Genomic DNA, 17,854 nt, shown 5'->3' on the forward strand with positions numbered 1-17,854 from the left:
GGGGGTTCTCCGACACCCCCGGCGACCTCGCGTGACCCGGGATTCCCGGGGTGATCCGGGCGATCTCCGCCGACCACGGCGGCGATCCGCCCTGCCCGGGACACCTCCGGCTCCCCGCACCCGCGGCCCCGGACGCCCGGACCCCCACGAGGGCTCGGAAGTGCCCGAAAGGCCCGGTGACCGCCGACACCGGATGCACCGACGCGGCGGGCACAGCGGACAGGCCGGACACGCCGGGATCGCCCTCCGGCACGGACAGCAGCAGCGACACGGACAGCAGAAGGGCACAACCCCATGACCACCCTTGTCACCGGAAGCCGCGGAAAGATCGGCTCCACCCTCGTCACGCTGCTCCACCGCACGGGCGCCCCCGTCCGCGCGGCCTCCGCCGCCCCCGAGATGCTCGACCTCCCACCCGGCGTCGAAGCGGTCGGCTGCCCGCTCGACGACCCCGCGGCCTTCCCCGCGGCCCTCGACTCCGTCACCTCCGTCTTCCTCTACGCCGAGCCCTCCGCCGTCGACGCCTTCCTCACCGAGGCGGACAAGGCGGGCGTCGCCCACATCGTGCTGCTCTCCTCCAGCGCCGTGGAGGACCCCGAAGCAGCGGACAATCCGGTCGCCGCCCTCCATCTCACGGTCGAACAGGCCCTCGCGGCCTCCCCCGTCCCGGCGACCGTCCTGCGACCCGGCGCCTTCGCCGCCAACGCGCTCCAGTGGCGCTGGGCCCTCCGGTCGGCCGGGACGATCGACCTTCCCTACCCCGGCAGTTACAGCGACCCGATCCATGAACTGGACATCGCCGAGGCCGCCTTAGCGCTGCTCACACACGACCGGGGGCGGGGCGGTACGTACCATCTGACCGGCCCCGAGTCGCTCACCTTCGCCGAGCAGACCACGATCCTGGCGGACGCCATCGGGATTCCCGTCCCGTACAACACCGTGACCCCCGAGGCGTGGAAGTCGTCCGTCGCCGATTATCTGCCCGGAGCCTTCGCCGACGGGCTGCTCAACCACTGGGCCTCGACGGACGGTTCACCCACGCCGCTGACCGGCGCCGTCGAGCGGCTGACGGGCCGCCCCGCCCGTACCTTCGCCCGGTGGGCGGCCGAGAACGCGGATGCCTTCCGGGACGCCCGATGACATCCTGACGGCGTGAACGGACCGGAAATCCATATCGCCGTCGCCCCCGAGCTGCGCCTCTTCGTCCCGTCGGACCGCCGCCAGGGGCCGACCGCGCTGGTCACCGACGGCTCGTCGACCCTCGGCCATGTCATCGAGTCGCTGGGCGTCCCGCTCACCGAGGCGGGCCGGCTCCTCGTCGACGGCCGGCAGGTGGCCGTCTCCCATATCCCGAGCGCGGGCGAGCGTGTGGAGGTGTACGGCGTCGAGCGGCCCCAGGAGGTGCCCGGAGCGCCCCTGCGCTTTCTGCTCGACGTCCACCTCGGCACGCTGGCGCGGCGGCTGCGGCTGCTCGGTGTGGACGCGGCGTACGAGAACGAGGACATCGGGGACCCCGCCCTCGCCGCGCTCTCCGCCCGCGACCGGCGGGTCCTGCTCTCACGGGACCGGGGGCTGCTGCGGCGGCGGGAGATCTGGGCGGGGGCGTACATCTACAGCGACCGTCCCGACGACCAACTGCGCGATGTCCTCGGGCGGTTCGCGCCCGCGCTGGCGCCCTGGACCCGCTGCACGGCGTGCAACGGGCGCCTGACGGACGCCGACAAGGACACCGTCCAGGACCGGCTGGAGCACGGGACGCAGCGTTCGTACGACGTGTTCGCGCAGTGCGAGGCGTGCGGCCGGGTGTACTGGCGGGGCGCGCACCACGCCCGGCTGGAGGCGATCGTGGACCGGGCGCTCCGGGAGTTCGGCGGGACGCCGGCGTAGCTCCGGCGTCCACTCCTGCGTCCACTCCGCGGGACGTCGGGCATGCGGGCTCGGCGCGGGGCGCGGGGTGCGGTGCGCCCGGCAGGCGGACGCGGCGATGGCTCGCGGCTCAGAGGGTTCCGGTGCGCAGGCGTTCGATCTGGGCGGTGCTCAGCGCGACCGCCCGCCGCATGTGGGAGGTGAGCAGGTCGATGTCCTCGGAGCCGTACGCCTCGAAGAGGGCGTACCAGTCGCCGTCGAGCCGCCGCCAGATCTCGCCGAACTCCGCCATCCGCTCCGGAACCGGCGCCACCAGCACCCGCCGGCGGTCCTCGGTGTCGCGGTCCCGTGTGACATACCCGGCCTGCTCCAGCCGGTCGACGAGCCGGGTCGCGGACCCCGTCGTCAGCCCGGTCATCTCGGCGATCCGGCCGGTGGTGACCGGGCCCGGTTCGAGGCCCAGCAGATTGAAGCACTGCAGGTCGGTGGGGTGGAGCCGCAGGTAGTCGGCGAGAGCCTGGTTGAACAGCACGTAGGCGGCCATATGACGGCGCGAGACCTCGGCCAGCTCGTCCATGCGCCGCCGCCGGTCCGCCACGGCGCGTGCCTTCTGCGTCATGCGGGGGATTGTACGGACGGTTCGGGCAGGTCAGCGGCGCGAAGCCGGGGCGGGGCAGCGGGCTCGGGCGCGCGGGCCGGGGCCGCACGCGGTGGATCACCGGCTCCGGACGGCCCGGCCGCCACCGGGTACGGGCACGTGACCGGTACGGCACGCCACCGGATACGGGCCCCGAGGCCGGAAGGCCCGCCGCGCCCCGGTCTCCGTAGCGCGCCCTGGACGTCAGCAGGCGTACGGGCCCTCCGCGGCGGCCTCAGAAGGTGTACGGATCACCCGTGGCGAGGGCCAGCACCCGATGCCCGTCGTTCGACGGGTTGCGGTCCGTCGCACCGCCGTTCCACTGTGTGGAGATCTTCACGACCACCTCGTCCGGGGCGCCCGCCGTCCGCAGACCGAGGACGATCCGGTGGGCAGCGCCACCCGCGCGCAGCGGTCCCGTCGCACAGAGCACGACCCGGTCGGAGGCCCTCAGACACTCCGCTGGCAGCCGCTGCGCGGCCGCCAGCGCGGTGGAGAACCCCAGCTTCACGGTCGCGCCCGCCACGCCCGACGGGCCGTGGCTCCGGGACTCCAGCAGGACACCCAGCCGTCCGGAGGCCAGCGTGACCCGGCCGTGGTGCGACACATCCGCCTCGGGCGCGATCACCCCGGCACCCGCGTACGCACCCGTATGCCCAGGCACGCCCGCGGCCGCGTCCGCCGCGCCCGTGCCGGAAGCCGCGTACCCCGTGCCCGTGGCCGCGACCGCGCCGAGGCCGACCAGCACCATCACCACCGTCGCGGACGCCATCGGCAGTGCCTTGCGCATCACACACATGAACAGAAACATACCTTTTGTCCGTTCATATTGATGATTGCCCCTCACTCCGGCGCGTCCCGCCGCGACCGCGTGCGACGCTGTGCCCATGTTCGTCGCCCGCTCGGTCGTCCTGTTCGCCGTCGCCGCCCTCTTCGAGATCGGCGGCGCCTGGCTCGTCTGGCAGGGCGTCAGGGAGCACCGCGGCTGGATCTGGATCGGCGCGGGGGTCATCGCGCTCGGTGCGTACGGCCTGGTGGCCACGTTTCAGCCGGACGGCGAGTTCGGCCGTATCCTCGCCGCGTACGGCGGTGTGTTCGTGGCGGGCTCCCTCGCCTGGGGCATGGTCGCGGACGGCTACCGCCCCGACCGCTGGGACGTGATCGGCGCGCTGGTCTGCCTGGTGGGCATGGCCCTGATCATGTACGCCCCGCGTGGCCGCTGAGTCCCCGCGCCCAGACGCCCCGCAGCTCGCAGCTCACGCATCGCGCCTCACGCGTCATAACCGCACGCCCGCCCGGCACCACGCGCGGGGCCTCGCCCCCGGCCTCGCACTCCGCGCCCGGCCGCGTACATCCCCGTACCACCGGGCCGCCTTCCGCCATGCGGCCCGGATACGGGCCACCGCCGCCGGACGCGGGCGGAATCCGCGCGTCTATCCTGGCCGCGTACCGATCACCCGCGCGAGGAGAGCCCGACATGACCGCCGCCGCCACCGGGAACGCCCAGGGCGCCGGGACACCCGTCGCCGTCGTCACGGGAGCCAGCAGCGGCATCGGCGCGGCCACGGCGCGGGGGCTCGCCGCCGCCGGATACCGGGTCGTGCTCACGGCCCGCCGCGAGGACCGGATCGAGACGCTCGCGGCCGAGCTGACCGACGGGGGCCACCAGGCCACCGCGTACGCTCTCGACGTCACCGACCGCCCGGCCGTCGACGCCTTCGCCGCCACGCTCGACCGCTGCGACGTGCTCGTCAACAACGCGGGCGGCGCACTCGGCGCGGACCCGGTCGCGACCGGCGACCCCGCCGACTGGCGCCGGATGTTCGAGGTCAACGTCATCGGCACCCTCCACACCACCCAGGCGCTGCTGCCCGCCCTCACCGCGAGCGGCAACGGCACCGTGGTGATCCTCACCTCCACCGCGGGCCACGGCACCTACGAGGGCGGCGCGGGCTATGTCGCCGCCAAGCACGGCGAACACGTCCTCGCCGAGACCCTCCGCCTGGAGATCGTCGGTACCCCGGTCCGGGTGATCGAGATCGCCCCCGGCATGGTGAAGACCGACGAGTTCGCCACGACCCGTTTCCGCGGTGACACGGACAAGGCGGCCAAGGTCTACGCGGGCGTCGCCGACCCCCTGACCGCCGACGACATCGCCGACACCATCACCTGGTCGGTCACCCGCCCGCCCCATGTGAACATCGACCTCATGCTGGTCCGCCCCCGCGCCCAGGCATCCAACTCCAAGGTCCACCGGGAGCTCTGACGCCGGGCGCGCCCCCGCCCTCCCCCGGGCCCGCCCCCAGTGCGGCCCCCGGGGCCGGCCCTCCCGGGTCAGCCCTTCACGCAGACGACCTGCTTCAGCTTCGCCACGACCTCCACGAGATCGCGTTGCTGCTCGATGACCTTCTCGATCGGCTTGTACGCGCCCGGGATCTCGTCCACGACACCGGAGTCCTTACGGCACTCCACGCCCCGCGTCTGCTCTTCCAGGTCCTGGGTCGAGAAGCGCTTCTTCGCCTGGTTGCGGCTCATCCTGCGGCCGGCGCCGTGGGAGGCGGAATTGAAGGACTTCTCGTTGCCGAGGCCCTTCACGATGTACGAGCCCGTGCCCATCGACCCCGGGATGATCCCGTAGTCGCCGCTGCCCGCGCGGATCGCGCCCTTGCGGGTGACCAGCAGGTCCATGCCCTCGTACCGCTCCTCCGACACATAGTTGTGGTGGCAGGAGATGACCGGGTCGAAGGTGACGTTTGCCCTGCGGAACTCACGGCGGACGACCTCCTGGAAGAGACCCATCATGATCGCGCGGTTGTACTTCGCGTACTCCTGCGCCCAGTACAGGTCGTTCCGGTACGCCTCCATCTGCGGGGTGTCGGAGACGAAGACGGCGAGATCGCGGTCGACGAGACCCTGGTTGTGCGGCAGCTTCTGCGCCTCGCCGATGTGGTGGTCCGCCAGCTCCTTGCCGATGTTCCGCGAGCCGGAGTGCAGCATGAGCCACACCGCATCGGATGTATCCAGGCAAAACTCTACGAAGTGGTTGCCGGATCCGAGCGTACCCATCTGCAGGGCCGCCCTCTCCCGGCGGAACTTCACCGCGTCCGCCACTCCGTCGAACCGGCTCCAGAAGTCGTCCCAGCGCCCGCCCGAGGCCGTCGCGAACCCGAACACCCTCGCCGGATCCACCGGCTCGCCGTGCATCCCGCGACCCACCGGAATCGCCTGTTCGATCCTGGAGCGCAGCCGGGAGAGATCACCCGGGAGGTCGTTCGCGGTCAGGGAGGTCTTCACCGCGGACATCCCGCAGCCGATGTCCACACCGACCGCCGCCGGGCACACCGCGCCGTGCATGGCGATGACCGAGCCGACCGTCGCGCCCTTGCCGTAGTGGACGTCCGGCATCACGGCCAGGCCCTTGATCCAGGGCAGGGTCGCGACGTTCCGGAGCTGGCGCATGGCGACGTCCTCGACCGAGGCGGGGTCGGCCCACATGCGGATGGGGACGTTGGCTCCCGGTACCTCTACATACGACATAGGTCCTCAATCCCCCAGAAATGCCCTCAAGATCAGTGAAGCGCAAAACCTGCGCCAATGCCCGCGAAAGACCCAGCGGACCGGCGTTCACAGCAGCGCGTGCGATAGACATTGTGTCCATCGGCCGTGTTTGCGCAGCAACCGCTTTTCCATTCGAAGGGATCGAACAGCCCGAAGGCTCGAACGGCTCGGATCGCACGACCCGCCGAACCGTACGGCCGTCCGGCGCGAACCGGCGGCACCACCGCTCGACACCACGACCGTCCGACACCACCACCGCTCCACGTCACGACCGCCCGAGACCACGACCGCCCGAGACCACCACCGCTCGACGTTTGAAGCCCGATCGAAGGGAGCCTGGAACCGTGCAACGAAAGGCGTATGCCTCCGGACTCGCGGCAGCGCTCCTCGCGTTGCTCGCCACCGGCTGCACGTCCGGCGACGACGGCGACGGCACCACCACGGATTCCAAGGCGGGCAAGGGCGCCAAGCAGCCCGTCGCCCAGCCCGGCAAGTACCGCACCCTGCTCGAACCGTGCGGCTCCGTCGGCGGCTCCACGCTGAAGGATCTGCTGCCCGGCGCGGCCGAACTCGCCGACGACCAGCGCCAGAGGGCCCTCAGGGGCACGCCCGCCAGTACGTACGACACCGACCGCCGCGTCGGCTGCGGCTGGAAGGCCGACGCCCCTGACGCCTCGCACGCCTTCAGCCTCGACTTCGAGCGTGTCGTCTCGTACGACGAGGCCGTGGGCGACGACGACCGGGCCCAGGAGATCTTCGCCGGCAAGCAGCTCGCCGCCGGTCTGCCGCCCGCCGTCCCTCCCACCGGGTCCCCGTCCGGCACGACCTCGTCGGCGCCGCCCTCGACGCCCGTGCCCCCGTCGGGCAGCGCGAGCGGCACCGGAGACGGAGGGCCACCGTCCGGGTCGTCCACCGGCACCCCCGAGGGCCTCGAACCGCGGGTTCTCGACGACCTCGGGGACGCGGCCTTCCTCGACGACGTCCTCACCCCCACGAGCGCCGGATCGACCGCGCAGCGCCGGACCGTCAGCGTGGTGTTCCGCACATCGAACGTGATCGTGACGATCGTCTATGTGAAGCAGCCGACGCGCACTGCTGAGGTCCCGGACAGCAAGGAACTGCAGGAAAGAGCGCAGAGCGTGGCCCGGAGCCTGGTCGACAGAATCAGGGAATGAGGCCCTCCTGGAACCGGCCGTACTCAGGCGTACGTATCCGGAGACACACCCACCCGCGCGCCGACTGCGCGTACCGTGGCCTCGCCGACCGGAGAACGCGGTGACCGGGAGAGACCGGGGCACCGCGGGACCGGGGAGCCGGAGAGGCCGCACGGCGGAGAGCGACCGTACGACAACCGACTGAAGGAACCATGCACCGATCAGCCCCGCGACTCACCCGCATACTCGTCTGCGCAGCCGTTCCGGTGACGCTCCTCGTCACCGGCTGCTCCTCGGGCTCCGGCGACGGTGACAAGAAGGACAAGAGTCCGTCCTCCTCGTCCGCCGACTCCGGCGGGACCTCGGCGGGTTCGGGCTCCGGCTCGGGCAAGAAGCAGACACCGGTCGTCGAGCCCGCGAAGTACGCGAAGTTGCCCGACGCCTGCAAGTCGCTCTCCGAGAAGACGATCAAGGCGCTGGTGCCCTCGGTCAAGGTCAAGGGCGGCACCGCCGGACGCTCCACCGATCTGCTGGCGCGCGGCAGCTGCTCCTGGAACGGCCTGGAGGACAAGGGCGTCAAGGGCTCGCAGTACCGCTGGCTCGATGTCTCCTTCCTGCGGTACGACTCCGAGGAGGCGCTCGCCGTCAGCGGCGCGGAGCGCGCGCAGAACAGCTACACCAAGGAAGTCGCCAAGGCCAAGGCCGTCAAGGGCGCGAAGAATCTGCGGACCTCGCCCGCGGCCTGGGTGGGCCAGCAAGCGACGGCCGTCGGTTACGAGCTGCGCAAGACCGGTGTGGACTTCACCTACGCCACGATCGTGACCCGTACGGACAACGTCGTCATCACGCTGACCTACAACGGCACGGGCTACGCGGGCGCGAAGCCCCCGACGGCGGGCGCCCTCACGACCGACGCCGTGAAGGCGGCCAAGGAGGCCGTCGCCTCGGTCGCCACCGCCAACCGCCAACCGGTGGCCGCCGGCGGCTGACGCACGCCCGGCGACGCGGCGCCCGCCCGGCCCCGGGGAAGCGGCCCCCCGGGAAGTGACCCGCGGCAAGCGGCCGGCGGATACGGTCCGCGCACGCCGTCCGTGAGTGCTTCCGGACACCGTCCGTCGAGCCATGGACACTCGAACACCGACAAGTACATTCAGGCCACGCCCTGTTCGCGGAGCCCGCATTCCCCCAAGGGGAGCGGGCTCCGCGGTCATGTGCCAGGCTGTCCCCCTGGCCGGAAGGGAACGCGCGTTTCGAACACGGGAGGGGATCGCGGGTGGCCGCGATGCAGCTGACACGCACGCACCGGATACTCATCGGGGTCGTGGTGGCCGGTGCGGTGATCATCGCCGGTATCGGCTTCGCGGGTTCCTACGCCGCCGTGCGCGACCTGGCCGAACGCAAGGGCTTCGGCGACTTCGCCCTGGTCTTCCCGATCGGCATCGACGCGGGCATCTGTGTGCTCCTCGCGCTGTTCCCTGTCAAGTCCTTGTGTTCAAACTCTCGGCTCCGTGGCCATTGTGACCAGATCACGAGCGTCACCTGTTGCAGAACCGGCCGTCAGGCGATTTATATCTCCCGTACAGCGCGCCCGCGGCCATAACAGGGAGCTCCACTGGGCACAAGCTCCCAAACCTCTCCGGGCTATACGGTTCGATCAGCTCGGCTCTTCAACCAATACGCACGAGCCAGGCCCTTCTCGTCTGGATGAGTGGCAAGGCGCGCGAAGATCCACGCTGCCCGTGGATCTAGTCCTGGGCGCCGCTTGGTCATACGGAGAGCGCGCCAGGTCGTCACGGGGGCGAGTAGCCAGCGACTGATGGTGATTCCCCCGAACTCGCGTGACGGCCTAGACAACTTCGCTGCTCCCTTCGTGCGGCTGGTCAAGCTGCTGCTCGCGCTTGCGCTGCTCGACTCGTAGGAGTTCGATCTCCTTGGCGAGCTTGGCCAGCCTGAGGTGCTCCCCACCCTCGTCATAGGGGTAAATGCCCAAGTCGAAGGCCGTAGCATGGCGTTCGATGTCGTCCGCCGTCTGCTGGAGGTAGAAGGCTCTCTCGCGCCACTTGTAGTATCCGGCGAAACCTGCTGCTGCAGCCACGGCGAAGGTGATACCCATGGCCCAGTACTTGAGCGGAGCCGGAGTGTCAGCGAGGGCAGAGACGGACGTTCCACCCAGAGACCCCAGAATGATGATGGCCTGGGCGACGTTGTGCTTCCTCCTGTACTTCCTTCCGTCCTTGCGCAGACCGTCAAGCTCCGCCGGGATTGAGTCCTTGTACGAGTATTGGCGGTCTGGGACCGGAAGTCCGAGGCGAGCGGCGTCCAGAAGGCGCAGTTCCTCCGCAGCTTCAAGTTCGATCTTGAGCTCGCGCGCCTTCTTTTCGTAGTGCCCCTCCGCGTTCTCCTCTACGAAACGGATCCCCCAGAAGGTCCCTGCGCTGAGCACGAAGATCGGGATAGCGATCTTGTTCGCGAGGACGATTGCAGACCACCCAACGGCCACGTTCGCAACGATGAAGGTGAAGAGCAGGACGACGGCAAGGGTGCCAGATAGCCAGCGGATTACGGTCTGGGCGGTTCTGATCCGTAAGGCGACCCGGATCTCAGATATAGACTTTTTGTGCTCAAGTAGGCGATTCACCCGTCCTGCTGTGTCCGGCGGAGTGCCCTCCATCATTCCCAACCTCTCTCTCCGTAAGGGTTGAACCGCGGGGACCGGGTGAGGCGCAGGCACCTGGCCGCGGCTCACCGCCGCATCGCCCGGCAGGATCCCGGGTTCCCCCTCGCGCTGCACGGAACGGGTGCTTCGCTGCAACGCAATGACAAGGAACACCCCACCGAGCACACCGACAAGCGTGATCAATGAGCCCACGCCGACAGCAACGAGAATCGGATAGGCGGCTTCCAAGATCTTCCCCGTTAGTTCGTGATCACATCGCCAGCTTCGTTGACCGAACTGCAACAGGCCCATCAACGTGGCGAAGAGTCAGGTTAGTTGCCCCCGCCACCGATGGCGTTTGACTGCCGGATTCGGCCACCTAAGTGGCCAGATCTCTTTGGCGTTGGGGGACTCGTCACGCCCCGGGCGAGAAGGGCAGAGTCGTCGGAGCGTCCTGAGCGGAACCTGTGCCGGCGGGGAGGAATTTCGGTTGCGTCCTGGGAAGTGGTGTACGGGTTCCCACCTGATCCGGGTGTTTGCCCGGGCATCAGGGTGAGGGCCCGGATATGAGAACGGCCACCGGCTGATCTTCGAAGTGTCGAAGCCTCGAAGGAGATCAGCACGATGACCGCACCGGACAGTCTGCCCTTGCACGTCCTCGCCGGGAACAACCTTGCCGCGGCGAGTCCCGATCTGCTGCGCGCGATGGTCAAGACGTTCGCCGACGCACTCATGTCCGCCGAGGCCGACGCCTTGTGCAACGCTGAATACGGGCAGGTCAGCGACGAACGCGTCAACCACCGCAACGGCTACCGCCCACGCGAGTGGGACACCCGCGCGGGCACCGTCGAACTCGCCGTCCCCAAACTGAGGTCCGGCAGCTACTTCCCCCACTGGCTCCTCGAACGCCGCCGCCGCGCCGAACAGGCCCTCATCTCGGTGGTCGCCACCGCCTACCTTCTCGGCGTCTCCACCCGCAGAGTCGAGAAACTCGCCGAGTCCCTCGGCGTCACCCAGCTCTCGAAATCCCAGGTCAGCGCGATGGCCAAACACCTCGACGAACAGGTGACCGCGTTCCGCAACCGTCCGCTCGACGCCGGACCCTACACATTCGTCTGGGCCGACGCGCTGACCCAGAAGGTCCGCGAGGGCGGCCGGATCACCGACGTCCACGCGCTGATCGCCGTCGGGGTCAACGCCGACGGGCACCGCGAGATCCTCGGCCTGGACGTGGCCACCTGCGAGGACGGCGCCGGCTGGCTCGCCTTCCTGCGCTCCCTGACCGCCCGCGGCCTGTCCGGCGTCCAGCTGGTCGTCGCCGACGCCCACACCGGCCTGGTCAACGCGATCGGCGCCGTCCTGCCCGGAGCATCGTGGCAGCGCTGCCGCACCCACTACGCGAGGAACCTGCTGAGCCAGGTTCCGAAATCGGCCCAGCCCTGGGTGGCAACCCTGCTGCGGACCGTGTTCGAACAGCCCGACACGACGGCTGTCCAGGCCCAGATGAGGCACGTTCTGGACGCACTGGAGGCCAAGTTCCCCAAGGCGGCCGCCCACTTGGACTCGGCACAGCACGACCTGCTGGCGTTCACGGGCTTCCCGCGTGAGATCTGGCGGCAGATCTGGTCGAACAATCCGCAGGAACGGCTGAACAAGGAGATCCTCCCCCACGGCTGCGCCGCGGGAGGTGCCCCCAGCCGCACCGACGTCGTCGGGATCTTCCCCGACCGCACGGCCGTGATCCGGCTGGTCGGCGCGGTCCTGGCAGAGCAGAACGACGAGTGGACCGAGGCCCGCCGCTACATGGGCCGCGAACTCCTCGCCAAGGCCCGGCTCCACCCGATCGAGTCAGAAACCGACGAACCCACCATCCCGACCGAACTCACCGCATAGCCTCAAAACCGAGATCACCGAGTGGCCGTCGATACACCACTCCAGCGGACGTGACCGCAATTTCGTCGGCGGTCAGTCTGAGATGTGGACACGCACGACCGCCTCGCCCACTGCGCTACATCGTGGAAATCGAACCAGGTAGAGCCGTTGCCGCTGTCGTCCCTTGAGGCAGCGCGAGACACGTCGTCCCGAGGCGGCAATGGCCAGAGTCGTCCTGTGAGCTGGTGTTCTCACGCAGTCGGTGGGCGAAACGGCACTACGTTGTCAGGAGTCGGGACAGGTTCTGCTGACGTGCCCCGCTCTTGGGTGAGTACGGCGCTGGCGAGGGTGAGGCCGGTGACCTGGTGGCGGAGTTCGTCGATCTCGGCCTTCTGGTTCGCGATGGTCTTCCTGAGCTTGGCGACGGTCTCTCGGAGCCGCTTTTCGGTCTCGGGTACCTGCTGGGTCTCGGTGCGGACGCGTTCGTAGAACTCGTTCTTCAGGTCCGCGTGCCGCTTCATGAGTGCCATGCGGTGGACGTCCGCTTCAGCGGCCAGGGCAGTGACGGTGAGGCTGCCGTTGGAGGCGGTGGCCTGTCCAGTCAGGAGGCGGTCCATGGCCTCGCGGATGCGGGTGCGTTCGTCCGGGTGCTGCTGGGTCATGTGAGGGCCTCGATGCTCTGGGCGGTGGCGTCGTGGGCGTCGGCCGTCTCGCGGAGCCGGGCGGCGTTGGCCCGCAGTTTCCGGGCGATGGGGCCGGGTGCGTGGTTCGCGAAGTAGTCGATCTCCTCGGCTCGCGCTCGCAGTTGGCGGGCGTGGGTGTCGGTGCGGACGGTGTTGCCGCAGCCGGTTTTGCAGGCGTACTGCCTTGGGGCAGTGGCGCCGGGCTCGGGTTCGCAGAGCGCGTTGTCGTGCTTTAAGGCGCAGATGAGGAACGCGTCGGGGTTGTCGTAGAGGACGATGCCGTCCCGAGCCAGGAACGCGGTGGCCTTCTTCGCGAAGGTCTTGGGTACGAGGCGGCCTTCGAAGCGGGGTGCTTGTGCGGCGGCGGTGACGGCTCGGCGGGCCGCGGGACCGGAGATCTTCTCGCCGGCCGCGGTGCGGTCGCGGAAGCGGGCGGCGGTGTCGGCAGCCGCCAGGGCGGTCTCGACGTCGAGGACGCTGTGCAGACCGCGACGGCTTCGGGAGGCATAGCCGCTGGAGGTGCGGGTGTCCAGGACGGTGCGCATGTGGCCGTACTGGATGGCCAGGGCGACCAGTCCGCCGGGGCGGCGGGCGACGTGCCAGGCCAGGGTGCGGCGGAACCGGGACATGCCGATCGCGCCGTGCGGGTCCTCGGGAACGGACTGGTCGGGGATCCCCTGGGCTTCGGCCTCACGGTTTACCCAGACGATGAAGGACTCGATCCGCCGGTTCAGGGACATCTTCCGGATCGCTCCCTGGTGCTGTTTTCCGCCGGGGCGATGCACGTCGTGGTGGGCAGCGCTGAGGAGGAGTTCACCCTCGGGGACCATGCGTTCCAGGACCCGGATGGCGCGGACGACCGGAGTGATCGCGACCCACGGGACGTCGCGGACCTCGCCGGCGGAGACGTGGTTGCCGTTGTCGTCGAGGACGTTCTTGAAGTGGTGGCTTCGGATCAGGTGCCGGCCAGTGGTGCCGTCGGTGGCCGCATCGGGGGCGGGGCAGCAGCCCGAGCGCAGGGCCTGAACTTCCTGGGGGCGCATGCCGGTGAGGTAGACGATCACCAGGGCAGCGGCGGTGCCCAACTGCTGCATCAGGGTCGCCGCTTCGCCGAAGAAGATGTGTTCGCGCCAGGGTCTGCCCTCGATCTCGCCGGTGACCGGGACATTCAGCGGGCAGGGGGCCGGGCGCTCCAGGACGAGGTCCTGGACGCCGTGCAGCATGACGAGCCGCTCGATCTGGGCGTGCGTGGCTCCGGTGTGTGCGGCAACGTAGTCGCGGGCCAGGTAGAGCCTGCCCTTGACGTACGCGGCGGGCAGCGGGGCACCCGAGTTAACGAGCGGGAGCAGGTACTCCTTGAGCGCGGCCCGGCTCGCCGAGGTGGCGGTGTTGCTCGCCGCCACTTCCATCAGGCGGCGCTGCTCGGTCCAGGCCGCCAGGATGTCGTCGGCAAAGTTGTCGACGAACCGCAGCGCCCAGATGAGCAGCGGGCCCAGGACCTGCGGGTCGAGCGGCTCGGTCGAGTTCTCCGCGTTGTCCGTGCCGTCGGCGGCAGGAAGGTAGTCGTCGATGCCCTCGGTCTCCCACGGCGGGCAGCTGATGCCTGCGGGCCGGGCGCTGAGCTGGTCGTACACCCACAGGTCCGTGAAGTAGCCAAGGACCATCTCGGCGTGCACCCGGCTGATGCCCTCGTCCCGGCGCACGCCCGCGTAGATCTGCCACTGGTCCTCGGTGCAGTCCGCGAGACGGGTGATGCCGCGCTGGTGCAGCCAGCGGGCCAGCCGGAACCACTCGCAGTACTTCTGCAGCATGGTCTGAGCCGCGCCCCGCCCCCGGGTCGAGAGCCCCTTAGTACGCAGAAAGGTAGGTCTCCGCTCACCGTTGATCAGGGCCCAGACCACGCGCTTCATCTCGTCCCGCAAGGGTGCCGGGCAGTTCTTCCAGTGGATCGAAATCAGGGTGGCGCCCGGGTTGTCGATGAGCGGGGCCAGAGACCAGACGGAGTCGCGGTAGCGGGTGTTGGGGTGGGTGTTGCCCGGGTCGATCCACTGGGGCAGCACCACGGGGCTGTCCGGGGCGGGCACCTGCAGGATGTACGGGTCGCTTTCGTGGGCGAGTGCGGTGGTCACGGTGCGAGGTCTCCCTTCACCAGGAGGTGGACGAGGGTGTGGTCGTCGCTGCCTGCGCGGGCCAGGGCCGCCTCCCAGGCTGCGGCGCCGACTTTGTCGCGCAGGTCTTGCAGCCGCAGCGAGTGGTCCTGCCAGCGCTCGCTCCACTCGCTGTCGTCCAGCACGGATCGCAGGCTTACGAGCTGCTGTTCCAGGAGCGCGAGGCGGGGGTGGTGTCCGGGGTGAACGTAGGCGTTCTTGCAGGCCAGGCAGAGCATGAGGTCGGCTCCGCAGCCGCCTTCCGGCGTGGGCCAGGGGCTGGTCGTCTCGTCCTCGCAGTCCGCCGTCACGGTCTGTTCGTGGGCAGGATCCGGGGCGTCGGCGAGGTGTCCGCCGAAGACCACGGACTCGGCCTGTTCCAGGGCTTCCTCGGCCCCGTCCGCGAAGACGCTCCGTGAGGCGCGCTGAACGTTCTCGTCGGGCAGGACGTAGACGCGTTCGTTGGTGCTCTGGGAGTGCTGCCGGGGTTGGCCGTCACGGGTCACCGTGGTGCGGCGTACGCGCTGGAAGGGCGAGCCGCCCAGGTCGTGTTCCCGTTGCCAGCGCTGTGCGTCGTTGTAGCTGATACCGAAGCACAAGGGGCCGACCGGACGCGGGCGTTCGGTGTTCTGGTGGCGGTGGGCAGCCTTCGCCGGGGCGTACAGGCGCGCGACCATCAGCAGGTCGGTGCCCGGTGCCAGACGGGCGGCCAGGTCACGGCCGTGCGCGGTGACCTCCAACGCCTGCGTGATCAGCCGTCCCGGGGAGTCGGCACCGGAGTCGGTGATGTTCTCGGTGGAGAACCATCGTCCCTGGCCCGTACGGTGCTTCTCCACCTGCACCTGGTAGGTAGTCGTGGTCGACTCCCCAGCGGACGGGCCTGCCGTGGGAGCGGGCATCCGGTCGTAGATCTTCAGGTTCCAGGCGAACTGGTCGGTGAGGAGGACGGCCAGAGCCGTCAGCTCCATGCGCGACAGGAACAGCCGGCCCCAGGTCTGCTCGGTACCGGCCCCGCCGAGGAGATTTCGATCATCCACATGAGGCTGACCACTCGGCAAGATGATGCGCGGGACGTCTCCCGTACGCGCGAGATGGTCCAGCACTTTCCCGAGCCGACCGTCCCGGCTGCCTTCCTCCAGCTCACCCGCCCGCCACACCCTCAACAGGCGAGTGTTCTCCTCGATCCGCAGCCGCGCCGCCCTGAACTGCCGCTGCGCGGCCAGCACGACGTGCTTGCGTTCGTCATCCTCATAGGACTGCTTGCTCGGCTTCGCGGCGGGAAAGCGCCGCAGCAGCTCCTCCGTCACGGACCCACCGGAGAACCGCGGGTCCTGCTGCAGCAACAGACGCACCGTACTCAGCACAGCCTTTCCGGTGACCGTACTCACGTGCCGGGCACGCCAGCGCTTGAGCACCACCACGGTTACACCGTCCAGATCCTGCGGGGTGTTCTGCAGCTCGGACAGGAATGTGGCGAAGACCATCGTCCTGGACCAGCAGGTCTTGGCGGTGTCATGGCTGGTCCAGGCCCTCGACCGAGCCGCGTACAGACGGGCCAGCGAACGCTGCAAGGGCTCGGGGACCGGCAGCTCGGAGAAGTCGAACTCCTTCGCGTAGCCAGCCTTGTTGACCACGGTGACCGTCAGTCCGTCCGGCCCCAGCGGCGATTCGGTACGGTGATCCGCCGGAGGCAGCCCGGCCCGATGCCCACGCCGACTCACGACGCCTCCCCCAGGAGGATGCCGATGTCCTGGATACCGGCAGACTCACGGGCAAGGCGGGCGAAGACGTCGTCCAGGTTGCCGCGCTCCTCGTCCTGCTCGTCGCTGTTCTCGGCGGCGGCAAGGATCGACTCCAGCTGCAGATGCGCGACGGGCGCCAGATAGTGCCGCTTCGTCGTCTCCACATCCGCGTGCCCCAATAGCGTCTTCACCAGCCACCACGGGTCACCGAAGAGCAGCGCGAAGTCCCGCCGGTCCTTCTGCGAGAGCCCGTAGCGGTTCTCCATCAGCTCGTTCAGCACCACCAGCATGTAGAGCGCGTACGAGTGCCGGGCGGAGTGCGGCGTCGCGTACGGGCTCTTGCCTCGCACCTCCGCCAGCCGAAACCCCCGCCCCAACTCCCGCTCCTTTGGTGCGAGAAGAACCTCTTCGCAGCGCAAGTTCGCGGCCCGGAACACACCGTTCCACCGGTCAGGGGCCATCGGCAGACCCTGCTCGGACAGCCACAGCCAGGCCGGTTCCGGCCCCTCCGGCCCCTCCATGAACAGCCACTGCCGCTCACGCCACCCGAGTCGGCCCAGCTCCCGGCCGCCGACGACACCATCCTGGTCCACCCACTCCACCATCGGCTTCAGCCCCCGCGTCACCTTCGTGACCAGCCTCATCACGGGCAGACGCTCATAGCGGCCCTCCGCCTGAGCACGCTGAACCGCCCACGCCCGCTCCGACTCGATGTATGCCTCGACCTGCCCGACGGCATCCACCGACGCGTAGAACGTCCTCCCCTTCTTTGCCCTGGTCACCGCTCCGGCGATGGCTCCATGGCAGTACCTGCCACGCCGCAGCTGCTGCGTGGGCAACTCGAACGTCAGCAGCGATCCGCCCTCCTGCCGCCGCAGCCCGGAACTGAGCAACAACTGCACGAAGGCCGTGTTCCGCAGCTCAGTCCGCGCATCCCATCCCGGCACCGGTGCCCCAGCCCTGTCGTGGCCACGCAGCCCGACGTCCGACCACAGAGCCCAGGTGCGCGGCGTCAGCCACGACACCCGCGCACTGACCGAGTCCGCCGCCCGGTCCTCACGCCGCGAGACGTCCACCGGCAACGGCCGGACCTTTCCCCACGTGAACAGCTTCGTGAACGCAGCCGCCTCGCGGTTCCACTTCGTCCCGCTGATCCGCTCGGGGTTCGCCGGCGCATCGCACCGCCAGTTCCGGTAGTCGGCCAAATCCTGTTCCGCGGCCTTCCGCCACGGCACTCGCCGCGAGGACAAGAACTCCAGCAGCAGCCGGATGTCCGTCGCATAGTTCCGCTTCGTCTCCCGCTCCAGGTTCCGGAACTCCTTCGAGCGGACGAAGTCGAGCAGATCCGTATCCACCGCGCCGTCCGGCCGTACGTACACCGGATCACCGGACCGCAGCCCGATCCGGGACACCGCCTCCGGCAGGTCCCGCACCCCCAGCACCCCCTCCGGCGGCAGGACACCCCACCGACCCGGATCCGGCACCCACACCACGAACCATGAACCCATCAGACGCCTCCCTTGACGCTTGAACTCATCC

At 69.5% G+C, this 17,854-nt stretch carries 15 protein-coding genes and 1 pseudogene; 8 read left to right on the plus strand and 8 right to left on the minus strand.

Annotated elements, in window-relative coordinates; translation table 11 throughout:
* Positions 1 to 294: 294 nt before the first annotated feature.
* On the plus strand, positions 295 to 1,140 hold the full coding sequence (locus ACFYT4_RS08840; protein WP_389266690.1) for an NAD(P)H-binding protein: 846 nt from the start codon (positions 295 to 297) through the stop codon (positions 1,138 to 1,140).
* 12 nt (positions 1,141 to 1,152) lie between these two features.
* The gene (locus tag ACFYT4_RS08845; protein ID WP_389266692.1) at positions 1,153 to 1,887 is read left to right on the plus strand and encodes a Mut7-C RNAse domain-containing protein; all 735 of its coding nucleotides are present in this window, start codon (positions 1,153 to 1,155) and stop codon (positions 1,885 to 1,887) included.
* A gap of 109 nt (positions 1,888 to 1,996) precedes the next feature.
* Here the strand turns inward: ACFYT4_RS08845 and ACFYT4_RS08850 are convergent, their stop codons facing one another.
* Together ACFYT4_RS08850 and ACFYT4_RS08855 are read right to left on the minus strand one after the other, a co-directional pair.
* Entirely contained in the window at positions 1,997 to 2,485 is a 489-nt protein-coding gene (locus ACFYT4_RS08850) for a MarR family winged helix-turn-helix transcriptional regulator (RefSeq protein ID WP_389266694.1), read from the minus strand.
* 253 nt (positions 2,486 to 2,738) lie between these two features.
* Positions 2,739 to 3,314 carry a hypothetical protein gene (locus ACFYT4_RS08855; RefSeq protein WP_389266696.1) on the minus strand — a complete coding sequence of 192 codons (576 nt, stop codon included), beginning with the start codon at positions 3,312 to 3,314 and terminating at the stop codon, positions 2,739 to 2,741.
* A 76-nt stretch (positions 3,315 to 3,390) separates the two neighbouring features.
* Here ACFYT4_RS08855 and ACFYT4_RS08860 point away from each other — a divergent pair, with 76 nt between their 5' ends.
* Positions 3,391 to 3,726, plus strand: coding sequence for a YnfA family protein (locus tag ACFYT4_RS08860; protein ID WP_389266698.1), 336 nt, complete (start codon positions 3,391 to 3,393; stop codon positions 3,724 to 3,726).
* Positions 3,727 to 3,980: 254 nt separating this feature from the next.
* Positions 3,981 to 4,769: an SDR family NAD(P)-dependent oxidoreductase gene (locus tag ACFYT4_RS08865; RefSeq protein WP_389266700.1), complete on the plus strand. Its 789-nt coding sequence runs from the start codon at positions 3,981 to 3,983 to the stop codon at positions 4,767 to 4,769.
* Between the two features lie 68 nt (positions 4,770 to 4,837).
* Here ACFYT4_RS08865 and ACFYT4_RS08870 read toward each other — a convergent pair whose 3' ends face one another.
* Complete coding sequence (locus ACFYT4_RS08870) at positions 4,838 to 6,040, minus strand: RtcB family protein (protein ID WP_389266702.1); 1,203 nt, start codon at positions 6,038 to 6,040, stop codon at positions 4,838 to 4,840.
* 365 nt (positions 6,041 to 6,405) lie between these two features.
* Here ACFYT4_RS08870 and ACFYT4_RS08875 point away from each other — a divergent pair, with 365 nt between their 5' ends.
* The 3 genes and pseudogenes from ACFYT4_RS08875 to ACFYT4_RS08885 form a co-directional block, all read left to right on the plus strand.
* The gene (locus ACFYT4_RS08875) at positions 6,406 to 7,236 is read left to right on the plus strand and encodes a DUF3558 domain-containing protein (protein WP_389266704.1); all 831 of its coding nucleotides are present in this window, start codon (positions 6,406 to 6,408) and stop codon (positions 7,234 to 7,236) included.
* 191 nt (positions 7,237 to 7,427) lie between these two features.
* On the plus strand, positions 7,428 to 8,204 hold the full coding sequence (locus tag ACFYT4_RS08880; protein WP_389266706.1) for a DUF3558 domain-containing protein: 777 nt from the start codon (positions 7,428 to 7,430) through the stop codon (positions 8,202 to 8,204).
* Positions 8,205 to 8,488: 284 nt separating this feature from the next.
* A pseudogene (locus ACFYT4_RS08885) lies at positions 8,489 to 8,686 on the plus strand (DUF2637 domain-containing protein); the annotation flags it as partial.
* A gap of 375 nt (positions 8,687 to 9,061) precedes the next feature.
* On the opposite strand, the gene ACFYT4_RS08890 reads toward ACFYT4_RS08885, so the two are convergent.
* Entirely contained in the window at positions 9,062 to 10,120 is a 1,059-nt protein-coding gene (locus tag ACFYT4_RS08890) for an SLATT domain-containing protein (protein WP_389266708.1), read from the minus strand.
* Between the two features lie 375 nt (positions 10,121 to 10,495).
* Here ACFYT4_RS08890 and ACFYT4_RS08895 point away from each other — a divergent pair, with 375 nt between their 5' ends.
* Positions 10,496 to 11,764, plus strand: a complete 1,269-nt coding sequence (locus ACFYT4_RS08895) for an IS256 family transposase (RefSeq protein ID WP_389266711.1) — start codon at positions 10,496 to 10,498, stop codon at positions 11,762 to 11,764.
* 230 nt (positions 11,765 to 11,994) lie between these two features.
* Here ACFYT4_RS08895 and ACFYT4_RS08900 read toward each other — a convergent pair whose 3' ends face one another.
* Genes ACFYT4_RS08900 through ACFYT4_RS08915 form a run of 4 tightly spaced genes read right to left on the minus strand, consistent with a single transcriptional unit; the run spans position 11,995 to position 17,823 of the window.
* A complete protein-coding gene (locus tag ACFYT4_RS08900) occupies positions 11,995 to 12,405 on the minus strand; it encodes a hypothetical protein (RefSeq protein WP_383920753.1) in 411 nt (136 codons plus the stop codon).
* Entirely contained in the window at positions 12,402 to 14,555 is a 2,154-nt protein-coding gene (locus ACFYT4_RS08905; RefSeq protein WP_389266713.1) for an integrase, read from the minus strand. The genes ACFYT4_RS08900 and ACFYT4_RS08905 overlap by 4 nt, the downstream gene beginning before the upstream one ends.
* A complete protein-coding gene (locus ACFYT4_RS08910) occupies positions 14,552 to 16,294 on the minus strand; it encodes a hypothetical protein (RefSeq protein ID WP_389266715.1) in 1,743 nt (580 codons plus the stop codon). The genes ACFYT4_RS08905 and ACFYT4_RS08910 overlap by 4 nt, the downstream gene beginning before the upstream one ends.
* Positions 16,291 to 17,823: an integrase gene (locus ACFYT4_RS08915; protein WP_389266717.1), complete on the minus strand. Its 1,533-nt coding sequence runs from the start codon at positions 17,821 to 17,823 to the stop codon at positions 16,291 to 16,293. The genes ACFYT4_RS08910 and ACFYT4_RS08915 overlap by 4 nt, the downstream gene beginning before the upstream one ends.
* Positions 17,824 to 17,854 lie beyond the last annotated feature (31 nt).

The sequence above is a fragment of the Streptomyces sp. NPDC004609 genome, assembly GCF_042873655.1.
Classification (GTDB): domain Bacteria; phylum Actinomycetota; class Actinomycetes; order Streptomycetales; family Streptomycetaceae; genus Streptomyces.